The organism is Streptomyces violaceusniger Tu 4113 (genome assembly GCF_000147815.2).
GTDB classification, from domain to species: Bacteria; Actinomycetota; Actinomycetes; order Streptomycetales; family Streptomycetaceae; genus Streptomyces; species Streptomyces violaceusniger_A.
This window is the reverse complement of the sequence record NC_015957.1, coordinates 1051635-1070373: the sequence shown is the minus strand read 5'-3', so window position 1 is coordinate 1070373 and position 18739 is coordinate 1051635. Positions and strand designations below refer to the sequence as shown.

The window sequence follows — 18739 nt, the reverse complement described above, 5'->3', positions numbered from 1 at the left end:
GCAAGAGGCGGTGGCCGATGACGGACGACAGCGGCGGCGGGGGCGGGGGCGCATGGGAGTGTGTCCCGTCGCAGCTCGGCGAGCTGCTGGATCTTGTTGACGAGGCCGTCGTCATCTGCGACCGGGCCGACGGGCCCGTCCGCGGATTCAACCGCGCCGCAGCCCGCCTCTTCCCCCGGCTGCGCCCGGGCGGACCGGTCAGCATGTCAGCGGCCGCGCCCCTCGCCCGCGCCGCCGCCCGGCGGGCGGAGCACTTCTCCGCCGCTTACGAGGGCCGCGGGCTCACCGGTCGCCTGCACACCGCCGGTGGGCTCACGGTGTGGCTGGTCCATCAGGTCAGCAGCGCCCAGGAGGCCGAGGCCGCGCTCGCCCACGAGCGCGAGAAGTCGGCGTTTCTGGAGGAGACCACCCGGCGCCTGGGCGCCTCGCTCCATCACGGCCGTACGGTCCGCGCGCTGGTCGAGATCGTGATCCCGAAGCTGGCGGACGCGTCCGTGGTCGTCCTGCCCGTGAGCGGGCGGCGTACCCGCTGGCACCGGGCGGGTCCGGGCGATGCCCGGTGCTCCGGGGAGGTGGCGGTCGAGACGCTGGAACGGGTGCCCAAGGTCGCGGACGCGCTGTACGGGCTCCAACCGCGCCCCACTGTCGTACGCCCTCAGGAGATGGACGCGCTCGACGAGGTCATGCCCGGCGAGTTCGGTCACGTCGAGGACGCGCTGGTGGTCCAGCTCGCCGCGGGGGGCGTCCCGGCCGGTGCGCTGATCATGCTGCGCGGCCCGGAGCGTGCCCGCTTCGACGACGCGGACATCGAGCTGGCGCATCGGTTCGCCGTACGGGCCGGACTCGCGCTGGCAACGGCGGCGCTCTACTCGCAGCAGGCCCAGACCATCGCCGTCCTGCAGGCCAGCATGGCTCCGGAGCCGCTGCCGTCGGCCGACGGCCTCAGGCTCGGCGCCGCCTACCGGCCGGCCGCGGAGGCTCTGCGCATCAGCGGCGACTTCTACCATGTGGCCCCTTCCGCCGCGGGCGGGGTCACGTTCTTCTTCGGCGACGTGTCCGGCAAGGGCGCGGAGGCCGCGGTGGTGGGAGGGCAGGTGCGGCAGAGCATGCGCACCCTGGCCATGGTCCGGACGGGGCCCGAGCCCCTGAGCGATCTGCGGCTGCTCAACGACCTCGTCATGAGCGCCGGCCACCGCTTCACAACCCTGGTCACGGGTTCCGCCCGCCCCTGCGACGACGGCTCGGTGAAGGTCGAGATCGCCAGCGGCGGCCACCTCTCCCCGCTCGTCCTGCGCGACGATGGAAAGGTGGCGGAAATCGTCTGCGAGGGCATGCTCCTCGGAGCGGTGCCCGATCCCAGTTTCGGCCGTACCGAGTGCCGTCTCGAACCCGGCGAGCTGATGCTTCTCTACAGCGACGGGGTCACGGAGGCACGCGGTGGTGCGAGCGGGCGGGAGATCTACGGCGACGAACGCCTCGTCGACGCGCTGGCGAGCTGCGGCGGCATGCAGGCGCCGTCGGTCGCCGAGCGGCTGGAACTCCTCACGACCGAATGGCTCGCCGGCCGCCCGCACGACGACATCTCCATCCTGACGCTTCAGGCACCGCCCCGCCGTGGCGCACCGTCCCACCGTGGCGCACCACCGCACCATCGGCCCGAGGGCCCCGGCGGGTCCGGAGATGCCGGGGAGGCCGAGGCCCCATGAACGGCACCGGGATCACCGACACCGCCCGCGCGGACTTCGACACCTGCCTGGCAGGTGCGGACGAGGACGGAGCGCTGGAGCTGGCCACCGGCCTGGTGACGAGTGGCGTGAACGCGGAGGACGTACTGCTCGGCCTGGTGGCACCCGCCCAGGTCAGGGTCGGTGAGCGGTGGGAGTCCGGCGAGTGGACGGTGGCGCAGGAGCACGCCGCCACCCATGTCAGCCGGCTGACAGTGGACGCGATCGCGTCCACCGCCCGCACCGTACGCACACCTGCCGAGGCGGGCCCACCCCGCCATGTGCTGGTGGCATGCAGCGACGGCGAATGGCACGTGCTGCCCTCCCACATCCTCACCGAGGTGCTGCGCCTGCGCGGCTTCCACGTGCGCTCACTCGGCGGCTCGGTCTCCCCGCACGAGCTTCTCTCGGACGTCCATCAGAACGGCCCCGACGTGGTCGCTCTCTCCTGCACCCTGTCGTGGAACCTTCCGCTCGCCCACCGCCAGATCGAGACCTGCAGATGCGCCGGCGTTCCCGTCATGACGGGCGGACCGGGATTCGGCCCCGACGGCACATGGGCGTACGCCCTGGGCGCGGACCTGTACGCGGCCGACGCCCGTGGCGCCGCGGAAGCACTGCTTCACCCCTGGCCCCCGGTGACATGCGGGGAATCGTCGGTCCAGGCCGGTGCCGTGGAGGCGTACGCCGTACTCGTCCGGCAACGCCCCGAGCTGCTCGCTCACGTGACCCACGCGCTGCGTGACGTGCTCCCCGGCTTGCGGAACCGCTCGGGCATGGAACACGAGGAGGCCGCCGATTTCCTCGGCCGGCTGCTGGACTCCCTGGCCGCGGCCGTATTCGTGGACGACGAGCGCGTATTCACCGGCCACCTCGCCTTCGCCGCGACCTACCTCTCCGCCCGCTCAGTGGACCCCCGCTGCCTCCTCACGCTGACGGATGCCCTGACCGCCCGCCTGCGCGGGGCCCCCCGGGCCCTCACCACACTCGCGGCGGGGCGCCGATGCCTGATCGAGCGGGGGGCTTCCCGCTCTCACGAATGAGCGGGCGGGGCGGCGACGGTCACATCAGACTGATTCGGCACGAGAAATTCGGTCGGAAGGGCTGAACTCCGTTGCTAGCGTATGGCGGATGGAAATCCGGGCGTTCGAGGAGCGTGACTGGTCGCAGGTCTGGCCGATCGTCGAGCAGATTGTCCGCAAGGGAGACACCTTCTGCTACGACCCCCACCAGACTGAGGCGCAGGCACACGAGATGTGGGTGGTGCCGCCCCCGGGACATGTCGTGGTGGCCGTGGAGGGCGAGCGGGTGCTCGGCACGTCGAATATGTACCCCAATCGGCCCGGTCCCGGTGCCCATATCGCCAGTGGCAACTTCATGGTGGCGGCTGAGGCGCGCGGCCGGGGTGTCGGTCAGGCGCTGGGCGAGTATCTGCTCAACTGGGCCTCGACCAGCGGCTTCGCCGGTGTGCAGTTCAACGCGGTCGCGGCTTCGAACGCGCCCGCTGTCGGACTGTACGAGCGCCTCGGGTTCACCCTCATCGGCACCGTGCCGGGCGCGTTCCGGCATCCGGAGTTGGGGCCGGTCGGCCTGCACGTCATGTATCACGACCTGGGTGCCTGACCCTGTTCACGCCGGTCGCCTGGTTGGTCCCCGCGCTCGTTCCTTGGTGAGAGCTGAGCAGCCATGGGGCTGCCTAAGCTCAGCCGCGAGGAGCGCGTCAATGTCTGCACCTTCGCGCAGGCAGGCGCCTGGCTGGGGAACTGGCCTACTTCCGCAGTGATCCGGCCAATGCGGGGCTCTGCGTGCATGACAATGGCGTATGCGTCACAACATGCACCCCATGGCGACTTCGGGGGCACGAAGCAATGCGCTGGGTGGGCTGGGCCAGTGGTGGGGCGTTCTGGCAGGTCTGCTGCTCATCGCAGCATGGATCAATTCGGCTGCCGGACCAGCCGTAGTGATCGCGCTCTCAGCGATCACAGTCGCATGGTGTCTCTTCCAGGCGCCTGTGACGTGCGGCGCTCCGGTACGCGGCCGCGACGACGGTTGCCGGAACAACGCGTCCGGACTCCTCCTCGGATGTCATATCCGTCAGCACCGCTGGCAGAAGCTGAAGATGCTCATCCTCCGTCGTCAAGTCCGCCAATTCTGCGCGGGGCTGTTCTCGGACGGAAAGGCCACCACCCTGGCAGGCGTAGGCAGCTTCGTGTCGGGCCTCGTTGCCCTTGTCCCCGGTGTCGTCGTGCACTGATCGATACACACCAAGCCCGCCCCCGGACGCCCCTGGCCACGATGGTCCGGGGCATCCGGCTACTGCACGTCGTTTCAGGCGGCCACCAGTTCACTCGCTCGCTCGTTGAAGTCCGCGACCAGGCGGTGCCTGCCGAAGGGCTTCATGCGCTTCTGCAAGTCCTGGACCGCTTCGACAGCTCGGGACGACTTGACCTGCCGGGTGAGAGAGATCGTCCGCATCCCGGCCGCATGGGCCGCTTCCAGATCCTTGCTCTGAAGGTACGCGGCCGCCAACGCCGCATGTGACATAGCGCCCCGACGGGCGCGCTTCTGCTTGCGGGCATGGTCGATTGACCTGCGGGCGTGATCCTTGGCGTTCTGCGGTTCGTCAAGATCACGGAAGGTGTTGGCGTGCTCCCCGTGCAAGTACGCCGGGTCGATGAACGCGGCCCACTCCTGCTCCTCTTCAGGACGCACACTCTCGTACGAGGTCTCCGATTTCGCGATCGCCGACACCGCCGCTCGCTTGTCACCGAGCTTGGCGCAAGCACGAGCCTCCAGCGCCCAGAGATCGGCCAGACATGCAGGGGATGCCGACTTGGCGAGTCCAGCCCGGCCCGACTGGGCGAGCCTACGACCCTCTTCGGGGTGACCGAGAAGCGTGGCCTGATCCGCCATCCCGGCCAGCACATGCGCGCCGAGGGCGGGATTGCGCGACTCCTCTGCGAGACGGAGCGACTGGATGAGGTAGCGCTGCGCCGCCCCGTGCTCCCCGTTGTCGTATGCCATCCAACCCAGCAGATACGTCTGCTCGGCGGCGGCCTCGCACAGAGCGCGCCGAACCCGCTCGGTATGCGTGCGTCGCAGCAGCGGGAACACATGGGCGTTCATGTAGGCAGCCAAGGTGAGGCGGCCTGCTCCGCCGCCCTGGAAGATGTCCATCTGCTGGAAGACGCCGAACATGTTCCGGACTGCGCTCACGTCCTCCAGCCTCACCCTGGGGCCCGGCTTGGGCTGCTGGTCGAGCGTGCTCAACAGCCAGTCTCGGCTTGGTCCGATGCCGGCAACGGCGGCGAACGGTGCTGAGGCCAAGAACTTACGACGGTCCACGTCGGCCCTCCCCAAGTCGGCAACGGCTTCCACGGTAGCCAGGAAGGAAGGGCTGTACACAAGCCCTCTGTCCGCCGTCGCACTGTCGCCGAGCCCCAAGTCGTACGTCGTGACGCGGTAGCCCATGGCTGCCGAGAACGCATCCGCCAGGATGTCGGGTACGGGGGGCCGGGGTTGTTCTCCGGTCAACCAGCGTCGAACGCTCGTGGCATCCGGGGCAATATGCGGCTGGCCCCAACGCTTGGCTTGAACCCTTGTTCGTCGAGCTAACTCGCCTTGACTCATTCCGGATCGAGCCAGCCAATCGGACAGCTTTTCGTTCGGCGTTTTCATGATTCACGGCCTTCGGTCATGAACGAATGCGGAACCAACACCTTTCAACACCCCTACAGGCGCTACCCGCTGATGTGCCAGAGAGGTTGCCTAGGTGTAACCCCGCGACCGGGCGAAGGGTCCGGGGCGTGGGCAACGCGGTGAGGAGCGCCAACGTGAGAGAGAGTATCGCCAATTGGATCGAACAATCACAGTTGCCCGCATATTGCTTTCACGGGCAGGAGGTGGCGATTCGATGAGCGCAGGCCCCCGCCTCCTGCCTTGGTCCGACCCGAATGGGAAGCCCTGTTACCTCGTCACGGATCACCATGGCTACGTCTCGCAGGTGGCTGATGAGATGGAGGACCTACAGCTCCGCACAGGCGCCGAACTGATCACTATCGGGCACGAGATGCTGGGCGACAACAAGGTGAGCGCCATGGAATTACGGTATCTCGGGAACCGGCTCTGCGAGGCACTGCGCGACGCCCTGCGGGTGGCCAAGAGCAGGGGCGAGCGACTACCTGAACCAGAGGAATAGGGTGAGGGATGCGCTGCGGGCGCGCCTCCGGCCGTAAAGGCAGCGAGTGGACATCACCAAGGGGGTGGGTGGTCAGCCGCGATACGTGCCAGTCCGGCGAATCGAGCGCCACTGGAGCCTCCTCGACGAACAGGGCCGTGAGGCCATGTGCCGGGTCAGGCAGGGGCAGTTCGCGTCGCGGTGATCACCACCGTTGCGTACGGCATCGTGAAGCTGCCGCCCATCGCGTCGATGGCTGCGCCAACACCCTCCAGCACTTCCGCCAGCTTGGCCGAGGGGAGCCGGGTGAAGGCGCCCTGGGCGGGGATCTGGTCCAGCCACGCGTCCCGGGTGTAGGTCCGCTCCCAGTCGAACCGCCACTGCTCCGGTTCGCCGAACGCGCCCGCCTCTCGCATTCCGTCGGCGGCCTTGGTGAGTATCGGCTGGTTGGCGTCCAGGCCGCCCCGCGTCATCGCCCGGAAGTCGAACGGTGCTTCGGGCACGACCCGTTGGCAGATCGTGGCGACGGCTTCCGCCAGGTCGGGCGGGAGCTGGAAGACGTTCCAGAACGCGGTCAGTCGGGCGTGGGGCCGCAGGACCTGAGCGGCTTTGGCCGCCCCCGCGGCCGGGTCGACCCAGTGCCATGCCTGGCCCGCGATCACGGCGTCGAATCGCCGACCGGCCGGGTCCCAGGCTTCGAAAGTCGCGACCTCGACCTCCGTCCCGAGCCGCCGCGCCACCTCGGCCATCCGCGCGTCCGGCTCGACCCCGAGCACCGTGCGGCCTGCCTCCTGGAACTGCCGGGCCGCGATACCGGTGCCACAGCCGACGTCGAGGATGTCGAGGACATTGGGGACGTCGGGGCCGGGGCTGCCGGTGGCGATCCGGTCCACCATGGCTTGGGGATAGCGGGGCCGAGCCTGGTCGTAGCGTTCGGCATCCGAGCCGAACGACTCCGCCATCTGTCGGTGTTGATGAGGCTCGTTCCCGGAAAACGGTAGAGTGGGCATGCGCCCACTATGAGTGGGCACATGCCCACTCGTCAATGGAGCGGGCCCGATGAGGTGAGGAGGGACGCACGGTGCCGACAGGGGTGGCCATGCGTGACGTACGCGAGCAGCTCTTCCACGCCGCCGAGCGAATCCTGCTCCGGGACGGGCCGAGCGCGCTGACCAGTCGGGCGGTCACCACGGAGGCGGGCTGCGCCAAGGGCGTCCTGCACCGGCATTTCGCCGACTTCGACGCCTTCCTCGCCGAGCTCATCCTGGATCGCATCGCCCGGCTCGACCAGCAGTCCGCCGCCCTGCGCGACTCCGCCAGGACCGGCGCCATCGCCGACCACCTCGCCGACGCGCTGACGACCCTGTTCGAGTCGGTCGCCGTGGCCCTCGTCAGCCTCGTCACCTCGCGCGACGAGCTACGCGCCCGGCTCCGCGAAACCACGCCGACCGGCGTGCCGCTCCTGACGGAGGCCACGGCCATGATCGCCTCCTACCTCGCCGCCGAGCGGGACCGGGGACGCATCGCGGCCGACGCCGACATCGACGCGCTCGCGCCGACGTTGATCGGCGCCGGGCACCTGCTCTTCGCGGACCGCGAAGCCGGGCCGCCGGATGCCGGGGCCCTCCGCAAGGTGGTGACCACCGTCATCGCCGAGGCCGTGCGGGATGCGCGGCCCTGATACGACGATGTCGGCAGACAGGACCCGGCGTACAGGCCGACTCGTCCGCCCCGCCACCACCGTTGCTGCCGCTTCGGGCCTGTGCGCGTGCCCATGGACAGCGTGGACGCACATCACGGAAGTTCTGGATCTACGACCGACCGGGATGTCCTCTGCAGCACGCCCGTTCATCCATGGACCGGAGGCCAGACATGACCGCTGCCACCCGTGATCTGTTCGAGCGCTACCACGCGTGCTGGGAGTCCCGCGATCCCGACCGGATCGCCGGGCTCCACACAGCCGACTCGGTGTTCCATCTGCACTCCGGCCAGGACCCCGTGCGCGGGCAGGCCGCCATCCGGGAAGCGGCGGCCGGGATGTTCGAGCTGGTCCCCGAGCTGGGCGTTTGCCTTGGTCTCGCTCCGCGTCGGGGAGGACTTCTGGGTCGTCCAGTGGAAGCTGAGCGGCACGTCCGCGGCCGGGGTCGCGATCGACATCGACCTCGCGGACTTCGTCCTGGTCGAGGACGGCGCGGTGAACCCACCGGGGCCGCCTCATGATCGAGTTCATCGGTTGGGGGACAATCACCGGCTATGGCCATCGACTACCGCAAGCGCCCCCAGACGCCCGCCCCCGCGATCAGTCTGGAAAAGGTCGCCGCCCAGGCTCCGGGGCTGGTCAGCCTCTACAAGACGGCTGCGGTCTCGCTGGCCAAGCACGGCGCCGACGGGCAGCGTGCCGCGGTCTATCTGGTTCTGGACCGCTCCGGGAGCATGCGCCCGTACTACCGCGACGGCTCCGTACAGCACTTGGCGGAACAGACGCTGGCCCTCGCGGCGAACCTCGATGACGACGGGATCGTGCCGGTCGTCTTCTTCTCCACGGAGATCGAGGGGACGGCTGAGATCAGCCTCGATGCCTACCAGGACCGGATCAACCCCCTGCACGACTCGATGGGGCACATGGGCCGCACCAACTACCACGTCGCCATGCAGGCCGTCATCGACCACTACCAGTCGTCCGGAGCCGACGACCCGGCATTCGTCGTCTTCCAGACCGACGGCTCCCCCACGTCCAAGGCGGCGGCAGAGCATGTGCTGTGCACGGCCGCCAAGCTGCCCATCTTCTGGCAGTTCATCGGGTTCGGCAAGGACGAGTTCCGCTTCCTGCACAGGCTTGACGACCTGCCGGTCCCGAACCGGCGCATCGTCGACAACGCCGGATTCTTCGCCGCCGGACCGACGCCGAAGGACCTCTCCGACGCCGCGCTCTACGATCAGTTGCTCCATGAGTTCCCGCAGTGGCTCGCCGCCGCCCGCTCCGCCGGTGTCCTGAAGGACTGAGGACTGCCGGGCCGAGAGCGTGGGCATCCCAGAGCACGTGGCTACGCTCGCGGCGGCCACCTCGCCCGGCTTGATCATGGGCGGGCCCCGCTCCCGACCGGCCGGAGGGCCCCGGATGCGCCCAGATCACCTCACCGGCCCGGAACTCCGGCTCTGGGAGGCATTCGCCGCAGGGGGCGAAGTCGACCTGCGTCCGCGCGACGCGGTCGGCGGAACGGTGATGGACGGCGGCAGTTGGGGGCCGGGGCGGCAGGTGCGGGCCTCGGTGATCCGCTCGTTGCTGCTGGGCGGTGCCGATGCCATCAGCGGTGAAACTGCGATGGTCCACCTGGTGGGTGCCCGGATATCGGGGAAGCTGCGCCTGGTCTTCGCTGAGGTGTGCTGCGTGCTGTGGCTGGAGGAGTGCTGGTTCGAGGAGGCGCCGCAGCTGTATGGGGCCACACTTCGGGTGACCAGTTTCGGCGGCTCGTGCCTACCGGGGCTTGGGATGGGCGCCACGACGGTTGACGGGAACCTCGACCTGATGAACTGTCGCGTTCAGGGCAAGGTCGACGTGCATGACGCGCATATCAGCGGGAGCCTGCTCCTCCAGGGCGCGCACCTCTCCCATGCCGGCGATGTGGCCCTGGACGGCGGACGCCTGGAGGCGAAGGGCGTCGTCGGGACCGGCGGATTCCGCGCCGACGGGGAGCTGCGGCTGCTTCAGGCGCGCCTCAGTGACGGTCTGCACCTGCGCGGGGCCGCGCTGCACCGACCTGGCGGTGAGGCCCTGTCCGCCCCCGGTATCCAGGTCTCCACGACCATCGATTGCGGCGAGGGCTTACGCGCCGACGGAGCCATCACGCTGACCGGCGCCACCGTCGGCGGGTCGGTCAGCTTCGATGACGCGTCCCTCACCCCCACCCAGGGAAATGCCCTCTCCTGCCAACACCTCCAGGCCGGGGAGCTGCGCCTTCGCCCCGCACGGGCCACGGGAGGCATGGACCTGCGCCACGCGGCCATCGGTGTACTCCGGCTCCATGACGACGGTCACGAGCAGCCGCCGCTCCAACTCGACGGGCTGGTCTACCGGTCGCTGGAACGGCACCTGGCCGTCAACGAACGCCTTGAGCTGCTGAGCCGCGATCCCGACGGATACAGGCCGCAGCCGTACCAACAGCTCGCCACCGTCTACCAGTCCATCGGCCAGGACCGCGAGGCCCGGACCGTGCTCCTGACCCGCCAACGTCACCGCCGCACGACCCTCCCCTGGTACGCCCGGGCTTGGGGGTATGTGCAGGATGCCGCCGTCGGGTACGGCTACGTGCCGGAACGTGCCGCGGTGTGGCTGCTGGCCCTGCTCGCCGCCGGAACCACCGTCTTCGCCCTGCACCGGCCCCACCCGCCCAGTGGTACGGCCCATCCGGTGTTCAACCCCGTGATGTACAGCCTGGACCTGCTCCTTCCCGTGATCGACTTCGGCCAGGAGCGGGCGTTCCAGCCGACGGGGCCGACCCAGTGGATCGCCTGGCTCCTGATCGGCGCGGGCTGGCTGCTGGCCACGGCCCTCGCCGCAGGCGTCACCCGGATCCTCTCCCGCCAATAGTCAGGGGTTGATCAGGCACGGGTGCCGCCAAAGCCGCCAAAGGTTGCCAGGTTGCTCAGCGCTCGCATGGCCGCGCGCTCTATGCGGGAAAGGTCGTGGAGGATGGCGCCGGCCTATACGAGGCACTGCGGATTGCCTGATGCACCGGCGTGGGTGATGAGTGCGGCGACTTCCGTCCATAGGGTGGCTGCCTCGGCGTACATCGCGTGGCCGGTGCGCAGGTGGTCGCTGTCGAGCAGTTGGGTGCATTCGGCGAGGAAGTCGCGGTAGAGGTTGCGGAACAGGGCGCCGCCGGTGCCGGCCTGCTCCATCAGGAGGGCGGCCTGGGGTAGGTCCCGCTGTGGGTTGTCGGTCCGCTGGAGCCAGGTGCGTACCTGCTTGCCGGCCTTTTCGATGCCTCGGTGGCCGAGGTTGGCGATGGGCGGGTTGAGGAAGGCGTCGGCGCAGGCGGTGATGGCGGGAATGATGTGGGCCTGTGGTGGGGTGGGCAGGTCGCTCGGGGCGGTGAGGGTGAAGGAGCGGTGCTTGGCGGTCATCGGGCCGCGCGCGGCCCTGGCCCGGGCGAGGCTGGTCAGGCTGGTGGTTACCGTTCCGCCTTGCTGGTCGGTGTCCACCAGGTGGGCGTCGCGGTCGTCGTAGCCGTACATGGCGACGACATGACCGCCGAAGTGCACCTTCGATCCGAAGTAGTCCAGGTGGTAGCTGTCGAGCTGCAGGCCGACGGGGCGGCCGGCCTCGATGAGGGCCGCCACGTTCCCCCATGCCCGGCGGGGGGAGGTGGTCTCCTGGACCAGGAGGTCCAGCCCGAGTGCGGTGGCCAGGTTCCTGGTCAGCTCGAAGGGCTTGACCCGTCCCCCGAGGAAGGGGAAGCCCAAGCTCTTGCTGTCCCAGTAGATGAAGGACAGGCCGGAGCCGAGGCCGAAGAGCATGGGCTCGGAGAGATCGAGTCCCTGGTGCCGCAGCAGGACTCCCAGAGCCGACGTCTCGCAGTGCTGGGTACTGCGGGCGTCAAGGTCAATCGCCGTGGTCATGCCGTGCTTTCCTGGACGGGGATGATCAGCCGGGTCGTCCATTCTTCTTGCGGTGCCTCTGTCGGCCCGACGAGATAGACCTCACGTACCGGCGCTTGGGGACGCAGTCCGCGTTCGTGGGCAGCGGCGAAGAGAGCGTTGTAGGCCAGGGGGAGCTGGGCATAGGGCCCGATGTGCACGGTCTCGGCGACGGGTCCGCCGGGCAGCGTCTGGAACTCCAGGCCGGGCGTCCCCTCCCCCTGCGAGGTCTGCGCTCCGACGGCGATCTCCATCCGCTCTTCCAGATCCAGCGGATACAGCCCCCACAGCGGCGGCTCCCATGCGATTCCCTCCTTGCCGAGCACCGGCAACAGCCGGCCCACGCATGCCCCGAACGTCTCCCCGATCTCCTCGAAGGCGCAGACCGCCCGCACCACCGCCAGCCGTCGCTCCGGCTCGCTGCCCATCGTCACCTCATAGCCGGGAAGACCGCCCTCCGCCAGCCGCTCCAGCATCTCCAGCCGTGCCTGATCCCTGCTGATCCGCTCGGCCAGCCGGTCCCGTTCGGCGCGCAGGATCTGGGCCCTGGATTCAGGCTCGGCGGCCAGCGCCTGGGCGATCACGGCCAGGGGGAGATCCATCTCGCGGAGCAGGGCAACGGTCAGGGCATCACGTGCCTGTTCAGGCGCGTAATAGCGGTAGCCGGAGTTGGCGTCCACGCGGACCGGCGCCAAGAGCCCCGTCTCGTCGTAGTGCCGTAGCTGCTTGATGCTGAGCCGGCACAGGCGGGCGAAGCGCCCGATGGTGAGGAGTTCTTCGTGCATGCCGTCATGGTGGACTCTCCGACGGTGGGAGAGTCCAGGGCAGTCGCGGCCCCGTCGGTACGATCAGTGGGGAACGGGAATTCGGCCAACGGAGGTGCGGGTCATGTCCGAGTCGAGCGTGTCCGGGTCCGGGGGTGGGGTCGGCCGGAGTGATTCGCCTGGCGTTGGGTTGGGGCCCACCGCCGTTGTGCTTGGTGTCTTCTCTGTTGTCGGCGCTTGGGTGCCCGCGCTCGTGCTTGTCACCCTTCCGTGGACGATCATCGGCGGAGCGCTCGCCGTTGTCCTCGGTGCCATGGGCATTCACCACGCCCGCCGCGGCGTCGGGCGGCTGTGGGCCGCCGTCGCCGGGACGGCCCTGGGCGTCGGGGGGTTCGTCGGCTCCACCGCTCTCATCTGGAGCTTTGGCGGCTAGTGCCGTGGCCGGGCGGGTGTAAGTGGGGCCAGTGCGGTGGGCCCTACCGCGGTGGCGGCGGTTGAGCCGAGGAGTAGGTCGGTCAGGTTGTGGGGCTGGGCCTGCTCGCCGGTGGGAGTCGCCGCTGTGATCCGGTCCAGGCGGAAGCCTCGGCCCGCGCGTCGGGTGCGGCACCAGGCGATGAGGTACCAGCGGCGGTTGGCGGTGAGCAGTCCGGCCGGTTCCACGACGCGGGTGCTTTCGTGTCCTGCCGCGTCGGTGTAGGACAGCCGCAGCGCCAGGTTGTGGGAGAGGGCCTGTTCCACCGCGGTGCGCACCTCGGAGTCGGTTCGCGTCGGCAGCGTAACGATGCGTGCGGCGAGTGTCCGGGCCGCCGTCGAGGCGGGGCCGGTCATCGAGGCCGCGATCTTCTGCGCTGCCGTACGGGCCGCGCTGGAGTAGGGGGTGGAGGCGTCGGCCGTGGCGAGCGCGGCGGTCAGTGCCGAGGCTTCATCGGGGGTGAAGTGGATCGGGGGCAGGGTCATCTCGGGGGCGATCGACCAGCCCCCGCCTCGTCCGGGTGTGGTGCGCACCGGGACACCCGTCTGCATCAGAGCCTGGAGGTCGCGCTGCACCGTGCGGGTGCTGATCTCGAACCGCGCGGCGAGCGCCGCGACCGTCAGCGGTCGCGGCGCGGCCGCGCGCAACTCTTCCACCAGCGCATAGAGCCGGGCCGTGCGGTTCATGAGGCCGACGCTACCGTCACACGGTGGCCAGGAAGTCCCGCTCCCGCTGGTGTTCCCGCTCGGTGATGGTCAGCGGGAAGAGGGTGAAGCCGTGCATCGCGCCGGCGACGACGCCGAGTTGCGCGGGCGCGCCCGCCGCCTGCCATCGCCCGGCCAGAAACAGGGAGTCGTCCAGCAGCGGATCCTCGGTGCCGATGACGATCCGGGCGGGCGGCAAGCCGGCCAGGTTCGCGAACAGCGGTGAGACCTCGGGGTCGCGGCGCTGCTCCGCGCCCATCCCTGGGGTGAAGAGCCCGTAGGTGCTCCTGAGCGAGTCGGTATTGCTGAGCAGCCGCCTGGAGCCGAATGACCGCTGGCTCGGTGTCATCGACAGGTCGTAGGGGCCGAAGAGCAGGTTGGCCGCCCGGAACGCGCCGGTGATGCCGTGCCGGTCGCGAAGGCGTAGCAGCGTCACGACACTCAGGTGGGCACCGGCCGATTCGCCACCGATCAGCAGCCGTTCGGTACCGAACTCGGTCGCGGCGTGCTCCACCAGCCATCGGGCGGCCGCTTCGCAGTCATCGGGCCCGGCGGGGAACGGGTGTTCCGGCGCCAGGCGGTACTCCACGCTCACCACGGCAAGCCGTGCCTGCACGGCCAGCCGCCAGAGCCGTTCATCCTGCCCGTCCGCGGAGCCGAATGCCCAGCCGCCTCCGTGGATGTGCAGGTACACGCCGTCGACGCGATCCGGTACGAACGTCCGGACCTTCACCCCGCCCTCAACGACGCGGCCTTGGGCGTGCGCCAGCCTCACCGGCGGGGTGTCGCCGCCGACCCGGTTACGCCGCAGGAGCGCCAGCGTGGACGCGCTCGGGGTTTGTCCGCGGGCCGGACGGCTCGCCGCGGCAGCCTCGAATTGCTCGTTGAAGGCCAGGGTCTCGGCGAGGCAGTCCTCATCTGTGATCGTCATGCGCAGACAGTCGCAGGTGCCCGCGACACCACCCTGTCACCCTTTCTTTGTGAGCTACGTCATGAGCCTGGCGCGCTGCTCGCTACCACACCACAGGGACCTGTTCGAAGCTGTCCGTGAGGACTCCCTCGCGCCGCGCCAGTTCGGACGACGGGATCGCCAGGTCGAGACCGGGCAGGCGCTCCAGCAGGATCTCCAGGGCGACCTGGAGTTCGGTGCGGGCCAGGGCCTGGCCGATGCAGGAGTGGGCGCCGGCGCCGAAGGCGAGGTGGCGGTTGGGGGAACGGGCCAGGTCGAGTTCGTTCGGGTCGGAGAACATCCGCTCGTCGCGGTTGGCGGAGGCGACGACCGACAGGGTCGTACTGCCCTTCGGGATCACCTCGCCGCCCAGTTGCATGTCCTCGGTGAGGTAACGCGGCATGCCCGGGCCCCGGTTGACGTCGAAGCGCAGCAGCTCCTCCACGGCCGGGCGGATCAGCGAGCGGTCGTCCAGCAGGCGCTGCCAGCGGGAACGGTCGTCGAGCAGGACCGGGACCAGCTTCCCGATCACGCTGGACGTCGTCTCGTGTCCGGCGTGCATCAGCCCCTGCATGATCTGGACGAAGACCGCCTCGGGCAGGCGGCGGTCGGCGGCGTCGGTGACCTCGATCAGCTTGCTGAGCAGGTCGTCACCCGGTTCGCGTCGCTTCCGGGCGATGTGCTCACGCAGATACGTCAGGAGTTTCTCGCGGGCGGTGCGGGTCTCCGGCTCGCCGTAGCGGTCCCGGCTGAACAGGGCGCCGGACCAGTACGAGAAGCGGTCCCAATCCTTCTCCGGTACGCCCAGCAGGGCGCCGACGACCCGCACCGGAAACGGATACGCGAACCCCGCCCAGAGGTCCGCGGGCTTCGGCCCGGCCTCCATGGTGTCCACCAGGGCATGCGCGATGGCGACGATCCGGGGGCGGAGCGCGCTGACCCGCTTGGCGGTGAGGGTCTGGCCCACCAACCGCCGCCAGCGCTGGTGCCGTTCGCCCGTACCGGTTCCGTCCGGGCCCGCCTCGCTCACGTCCCGTGGGAAGCGCGGATCGGACAGCATCGTGTGCACATCCGCGTACCGCGTCAGCACCCGCACAGGGGCCCCGCTCGACCGCAGCGTCAGCTCCGGCACCGGGCAGCCCTCCGCCCGCAGCGCCGCCCATTCCTCCGGGGGCTCCAGGGGGTGCTCCGCTACGAACGGGAAGTCGCCCAGGGGGCAGCGTGCTTCCGCGCCGCCTCCCGCTTTCGGGCCGCCTCCCGCATTAGGGCCGCCCTCCGCTTCCGTCTCGCCTGCCACTTCCGCTTCGGCCATAGAGCGCCTCCAGAGACGTACGACGTGCGGCGAACAGTTACTCACCCCTCCTGGGCGAAGTCAAAGCGGCTACCGGCTACGGACGTTACGGCCGTCGGCTGCCTCAGCGGTGGTCTTCAGACCGCGCAACCACGCTTCGAGGCCGCCGCCGAGGGCCTCGGTCGCGGTGGGAACGTCCGCTTCGGCCTGGGCGCCGGTCCAGGTTTCCCCCCAGACCAGCCGAGCACCTGAACAGCTCAAGCCCATGGCCGGTGACCGCCTCGGGTCACGGGCGGCGCGCCGCCCACAGCGTGCGCTCGGCGCGGACGGTGAGATCGTCGCGCCGTAGGAGGCCGTCGGGGCCGTCGCTGTCGAGGAGGTGGTCGAGTGTGGCCAGGTCGTCGGAGCTCAGCTTTCCGGCGATGCGGGAACGCAGCATTCGAAGGGAAGCCTGGGCGTAGCGGGCGGTGGGCTCCGGCAGTGGGGGACGCAGATCGATGGTGAAGGGGCGCTCCACCTCGACGGTGAATCCGGCGCGGGAGAGGCGCGGGCCCCAGTCGGAGCCCAGGTCCGGCAGGCTCTCGGCGTGGGCTTCGGCCCGTGCGGCGTGACAGCGGGCTTCGAGTCCGGGGCGCCCTCGGCCGACGTCATCGGGGAGGAATCGCGGGAAGCCGGCCATCTCGATCACTGCCAGGAATCCGCCGGGGCGCAGCGACTCGAAGATCTCCCGCAATCCGCGGTCGGGGTCGGTCAGGTGGTGGAGGGACGCCGACGCCCACACCAGGTCGACGGCGCCGAAGTCCGGCCATGCGGCGTCCAGATCCGCCTGGACGGCGCGCACCCGGTCCTCCACTCCGCGTGCGCGGGCCTTGCCTCGGATGTGGTCCAGGAGCCGCGGGGATCGGTCCACGGCGGTCGCCTCGGTGTCCTCGAACCGCTGGAGGAGGGCGAGGGTTCCGGCACCGGTGCCGCTGCCCAGGTCGAGAATCCGGTGCGGCGGTTCGTCTCGCGTCAACTGGGCCAGGACATCCGTCACTTCGGACAGGAAGGTGTGCAGCACTTCGGCGTCGAGGTCCAGGAGTTCGGCCATGGCCGACTCGCCCCACTCGTCCGCATCAGCCGCGTGGTTGTGGTGGTGGTGATGGGGGTGATGGTGGTGATCCGTCATGCTCCGAGCCTAAGAGGGCCTTGCTCCGGCGGCATACCATCTTGCCTATGACGCAAGAGGACAGCGCTCTCGACGGCTTGGTCCGCAAGCGGATCAGGGGACTGCGTTCGGCCTTGGGCTGGTCGCTGGACGATCTGGCCGCCCGTTGCTACCTGAGCCCCTCCACGCTGAGCCGTATCGAGACGGGGCATCGGCGGATCAGTCTTGATCAGTTGAGCGCGATAGCGCGGGCCCTGGGGACCACTTTGGATCAGCTGGTGGAGTCGGACGCCGACGACGACGTGATCATCCGGCCGCAGCATGACATGGCGCGCGGGCTGACCACCTGGATGCTGAACCGGCAGCCCGGGGTCATCGTGGCCAAGATGCGCCTCACCAAACCGGCCCCGACCAGCGCCAAGGCGCTGAAGATCCATCCGGGCAGGGACTGGTTCACCGTTCTGTCCGGAACCGTCACGCTCGTGTTGGGGGACCGGCGAATCCTCGTCGAGACCGGCCAGGCCGCGGAGTTCTCCACCATGATCCCCCACGCCTTCGGGGCACACGAAGGACCGGCGGAGATCCTGGGCATCCTGGACCAGGACGGGCGTCGCACCCATCTGCGGCCGCGGCCGAACGGGGCCGGGGGGAGGTCGGCCGAGGACGACGCCGAGGGCTGAACCCCCGGGTGCCCCGGCCGGTGCCGTGCGCCGCGCCCGCGAACCGCGACCGCGTCGTCAGCCCTCCGTCCTCGCGTCAGGCCGGATTGGCGGATTGGGCGCGGGAGAGGGCCACGTCGAGGACGACCAGGAGGGCGTCGCGGACCGAGCGCGTCTCGCGGGCGTCGAAGACGATCAGAGGGACGTGCTCGGAGATGTCCAGGGCCCAGCGGACCTCGTCCAGATCGTGCTGGACGTCGCCGTCGAAGGCGTTGATGGCGACGGCGAACGGGACGTCCTTGTGCTCGAAGTAGTCCACCGCCGCGTAGCAGTCGTCCAGGCGACGGGTGTCCACGATCACCAGACCGCCGAGTGCGCCCTCGACCACGTCGTCCCACATGAAACCGAAACGGTCCTGGCCCGGCGTGCCGAACAGGTAGAGCTTCAGCTTCGGGTCGATCGTGATGACGCCGAAGTCCATGGCGACCGTGGTGGTGGTCTTGCCGGGGGTGTGGGTGAGGTCGTCCACGCCCGCGGCGACCTCCGTGATCAGCGCCTCCGTGGTCAGCGGCCGGATCTCGGAGATCGCCCCCACGGCCGTGGTCTTGCCGACCCCGAAGCCACCGGCGATGACCAGCTTGACCGGCAGTGGCGGTTCAACTGCTGTCGCGGAGTGAGCCCCGTGAGTCGGGGACGGCACGGAGACCATCGATAACCCTTCGCAGTACGGAGATGTCCTGGACGGTCCCGGCATTCGGGACGTGGACCGCCAGATGTCCTGCGGCGCGCAGGTCCTCCGCGAGGACCCGGACCACGTTGAGATGCAGATGCAGCCGGGCGGCCAGCTCCGCCACCGACTGGGGACGCCGGCAGGCGGCGACGATGTCGCGGCGTTCGAAGGTGAGCGACCGCAGGGCGGACAGCCCGTCCGGCGTCGTCACGATCTGGGTCTCGACGGGGAGCGGCGGCCCGGTGCCGCTCCCGGCCACCCGACCTGCGGTCAGCAGGAACGGCCGGATGGCGGAGGCGCGGCCAATGGGCTCGGTCGGGCCTACGGGCTCGGTCGGCTCGACGGGTTCCGTCGGTCCGACGGGTTCCGTCGGCTCGACAGGTTCCGTCGGCTCGACAGGTTCCGTCGGCTCCTCGGGCTCCGTCGGCTCCTCCGGGGCGTCCCGTGCGCTGTCCTCCGCCTCGTGGGCTGCCGCCTCATGCGCT

At 69.8% G+C, this 18739-nt stretch carries 20 protein-coding genes and 1 pseudogene; 11 read left to right on the top strand and 10 right to left on the bottom strand.

Annotated features, from left to right (window positions below):
• Positions 1 to 17 precede the first annotated feature (17 nt).
• The 4 genes from STRVI_RS04905 to STRVI_RS04890 all read left to right on the top strand — a co-directional run bounded on the left by STRVI_RS04905 (position 18) and on the right by STRVI_RS04890 (position 3978).
• Positions 18 to 1706: a PP2C family protein-serine/threonine phosphatase gene (locus tag STRVI_RS04905; RefSeq protein WP_014054503.1), complete on the top strand. Its 1689-nt coding sequence runs from the start codon at positions 18 to 20 to the stop codon at positions 1704 to 1706.
• Positions 1703 to 2767, top strand: a complete 1065-nt coding sequence (locus STRVI_RS04900) for a cobalamin B12-binding domain-containing protein (RefSeq protein WP_014054502.1) — start codon at positions 1703 to 1705, stop codon at positions 2765 to 2767. Before STRVI_RS04905 ends, STRVI_RS04900 begins: the two co-directional genes overlap by 4 nt.
• Positions 2768 to 2855: 88 nt before the next feature.
• On the top strand, positions 2856 to 3347 hold the full coding sequence (locus STRVI_RS04895) for a GNAT family N-acetyltransferase (protein WP_014054501.1): 492 nt from the start codon (positions 2856 to 2858) through the stop codon (positions 3345 to 3347).
• Positions 3348 to 3567: 220 nt separating this feature from the next.
• On the top strand, positions 3568 to 3978 hold the full coding sequence (locus tag STRVI_RS04890; protein ID WP_014054500.1) for a hypothetical protein: 411 nt from the start codon (positions 3568 to 3570) through the stop codon (positions 3976 to 3978).
• A 74-nt stretch (positions 3979 to 4052) separates the two neighbouring features.
• Here the strand turns inward: STRVI_RS04890 and STRVI_RS04885 are convergent, their stop codons facing one another.
• Positions 4053 to 5402, bottom strand: a complete 1350-nt coding sequence (locus tag STRVI_RS04885; RefSeq protein ID WP_014054499.1) for a hypothetical protein — start codon at positions 5400 to 5402, stop codon at positions 4053 to 4055.
• Positions 5403 to 5727: 325 nt separating this feature from the next.
• Between STRVI_RS04885 and STRVI_RS04880 the strand changes: the two genes are divergently transcribed.
• Positions 5728 to 5922: a hypothetical protein gene (locus STRVI_RS04880; RefSeq protein ID WP_353477030.1), complete on the top strand. Its 195-nt coding sequence runs from the start codon at positions 5728 to 5730 to the stop codon at positions 5920 to 5922.
• Positions 5923 to 6077: 155 nt separating this feature from the next.
• Here STRVI_RS04880 and STRVI_RS04875 read toward each other — a convergent pair whose 3' ends face one another.
• On the bottom strand, positions 6078 to 6863 hold the full coding sequence (locus tag STRVI_RS04875) for a class I SAM-dependent methyltransferase (RefSeq protein WP_014054497.1): 786 nt from the start codon (positions 6861 to 6863) through the stop codon (positions 6078 to 6080).
• A 119-nt stretch (positions 6864 to 6982) separates the two neighbouring features.
• On the opposite strand from STRVI_RS04875, the gene STRVI_RS04870 reads away from it, so the two are divergent.
• The 4 genes from STRVI_RS04870 (at position 6983) to STRVI_RS04855 (ending at position 10489) form a co-directional block, all read left to right on the top strand.
• Complete coding sequence (locus STRVI_RS04870) at positions 6983 to 7582, top strand: TetR/AcrR family transcriptional regulator (protein ID WP_014054496.1); 600 nt, start codon at positions 6983 to 6985, stop codon at positions 7580 to 7582.
• A gap of 173 nt (positions 7583 to 7755) precedes the next feature.
• Complete coding sequence (locus tag STRVI_RS47445) at positions 7756 to 8121, top strand: YybH family protein (protein WP_353477029.1); 366 nt, start codon at positions 7756 to 7758, stop codon at positions 8119 to 8121.
• Positions 8122 to 8154: 33 nt separating this feature from the next.
• Positions 8155 to 8904 carry a vWA domain-containing protein gene (locus STRVI_RS04860; protein ID WP_014054494.1) on the top strand — a complete coding sequence of 250 codons (750 nt, stop codon included), beginning with the start codon at positions 8155 to 8157 and terminating at the stop codon, positions 8902 to 8904.
• 115 nt (positions 8905 to 9019) lie between these two features.
• Entirely contained in the window at positions 9020 to 10489 is a 1470-nt protein-coding gene (locus STRVI_RS04855) for a hypothetical protein (RefSeq protein WP_014054493.1), read from the top strand.
• An 11-nt stretch (positions 10490 to 10500) separates the two neighbouring features.
• On the opposite strand, the pseudogene STRVI_RS04850 reads toward STRVI_RS04855, so the two are convergent.
• Together STRVI_RS04850 and STRVI_RS04845 are read right to left on the bottom strand one after the other, a co-directional pair.
• Positions 10501 to 11520 (bottom strand): annotated as a pseudogene (locus STRVI_RS04850) (BtrH N-terminal domain-containing protein).
• Entirely contained in the window at positions 11517 to 12323 is an 807-nt protein-coding gene (locus STRVI_RS04845) for a MerR family transcriptional regulator (protein ID WP_014054491.1), read from the bottom strand. Before STRVI_RS04845 ends, STRVI_RS04850 begins: the two are co-directional and overlap by 4 nt.
• Before the next feature lie 232 nt (positions 12324 to 12555).
• Here STRVI_RS04845 and STRVI_RS51980 point away from each other — a divergent pair, with 232 nt between their 5' ends.
• On the top strand, positions 12556 to 12735 hold the full coding sequence (locus STRVI_RS51980) for a hypothetical protein (RefSeq protein ID WP_150112880.1): 180 nt from the start codon (positions 12556 to 12558) through the stop codon (positions 12733 to 12735).
• Here STRVI_RS51980 and STRVI_RS04835 read toward each other — a convergent pair.
• The 4 genes from STRVI_RS04835 to STRVI_RS04820 form a co-directional block, all read right to left on the bottom strand.
• Positions 12732 to 13460 (bottom strand): helix-turn-helix transcriptional regulator, encoded by a 729-nt coding sequence (locus STRVI_RS04835; protein WP_014054489.1) that lies wholly within the window; start codon positions 13458 to 13460, stop codon positions 12732 to 12734. The genes STRVI_RS51980 and STRVI_RS04835 overlap by 4 nt on opposite strands.
• A 16-nt stretch (positions 13461 to 13476) precedes the next feature.
• Positions 13477 to 14409, bottom strand: a complete 933-nt coding sequence (locus STRVI_RS04830) for an alpha/beta hydrolase (protein WP_014054488.1) — start codon at positions 14407 to 14409, stop codon at positions 13477 to 13479.
• An 82-nt stretch (positions 14410 to 14491) separates the two neighbouring features.
• The gene (locus tag STRVI_RS04825) at positions 14492 to 15739 is read right to left on the bottom strand and encodes a cytochrome P450 (protein ID WP_014054487.1); all 1248 of its coding nucleotides are present in this window, start codon (positions 15737 to 15739) and stop codon (positions 14492 to 14494) included.
• 265 nt (positions 15740 to 16004) lie between these two features.
• Positions 16005 to 16886: a class I SAM-dependent methyltransferase gene (locus STRVI_RS04820; protein ID WP_014054486.1), complete on the bottom strand. Its 882-nt coding sequence runs from the start codon at positions 16884 to 16886 to the stop codon at positions 16005 to 16007.
• 47 nt (positions 16887 to 16933) lie between these two features.
• Between STRVI_RS04820 and STRVI_RS04815 the strand changes: the two genes are divergently transcribed.
• Positions 16934 to 17545, top strand: a complete 612-nt coding sequence (locus STRVI_RS04815; protein WP_014054485.1) for a helix-turn-helix domain-containing protein — start codon at positions 16934 to 16936, stop codon at positions 17543 to 17545.
• A gap of 76 nt (positions 17546 to 17621) precedes the next feature.
• Here the strand turns inward: STRVI_RS04815 and STRVI_RS04810 are convergent, their stop codons facing one another.
• Both STRVI_RS04810 and STRVI_RS04805 read right to left on the bottom strand, forming a co-directional pair.
• Positions 17622 to 18233, bottom strand: coding sequence for a GTP-binding protein (locus STRVI_RS04810; RefSeq protein ID WP_014054484.1), 612 nt, complete (start codon positions 18231 to 18233; stop codon positions 17622 to 17624).
• Positions 18181 to 18561, bottom strand: a complete 381-nt coding sequence (locus STRVI_RS04805) for a DUF742 domain-containing protein (protein WP_050993885.1) — start codon at positions 18559 to 18561, stop codon at positions 18181 to 18183. Before STRVI_RS04805 ends, STRVI_RS04810 begins: the two co-directional genes overlap by 53 nt.
• Between the last annotated feature and the right edge of the window lie 178 nt (positions 18562 to 18739).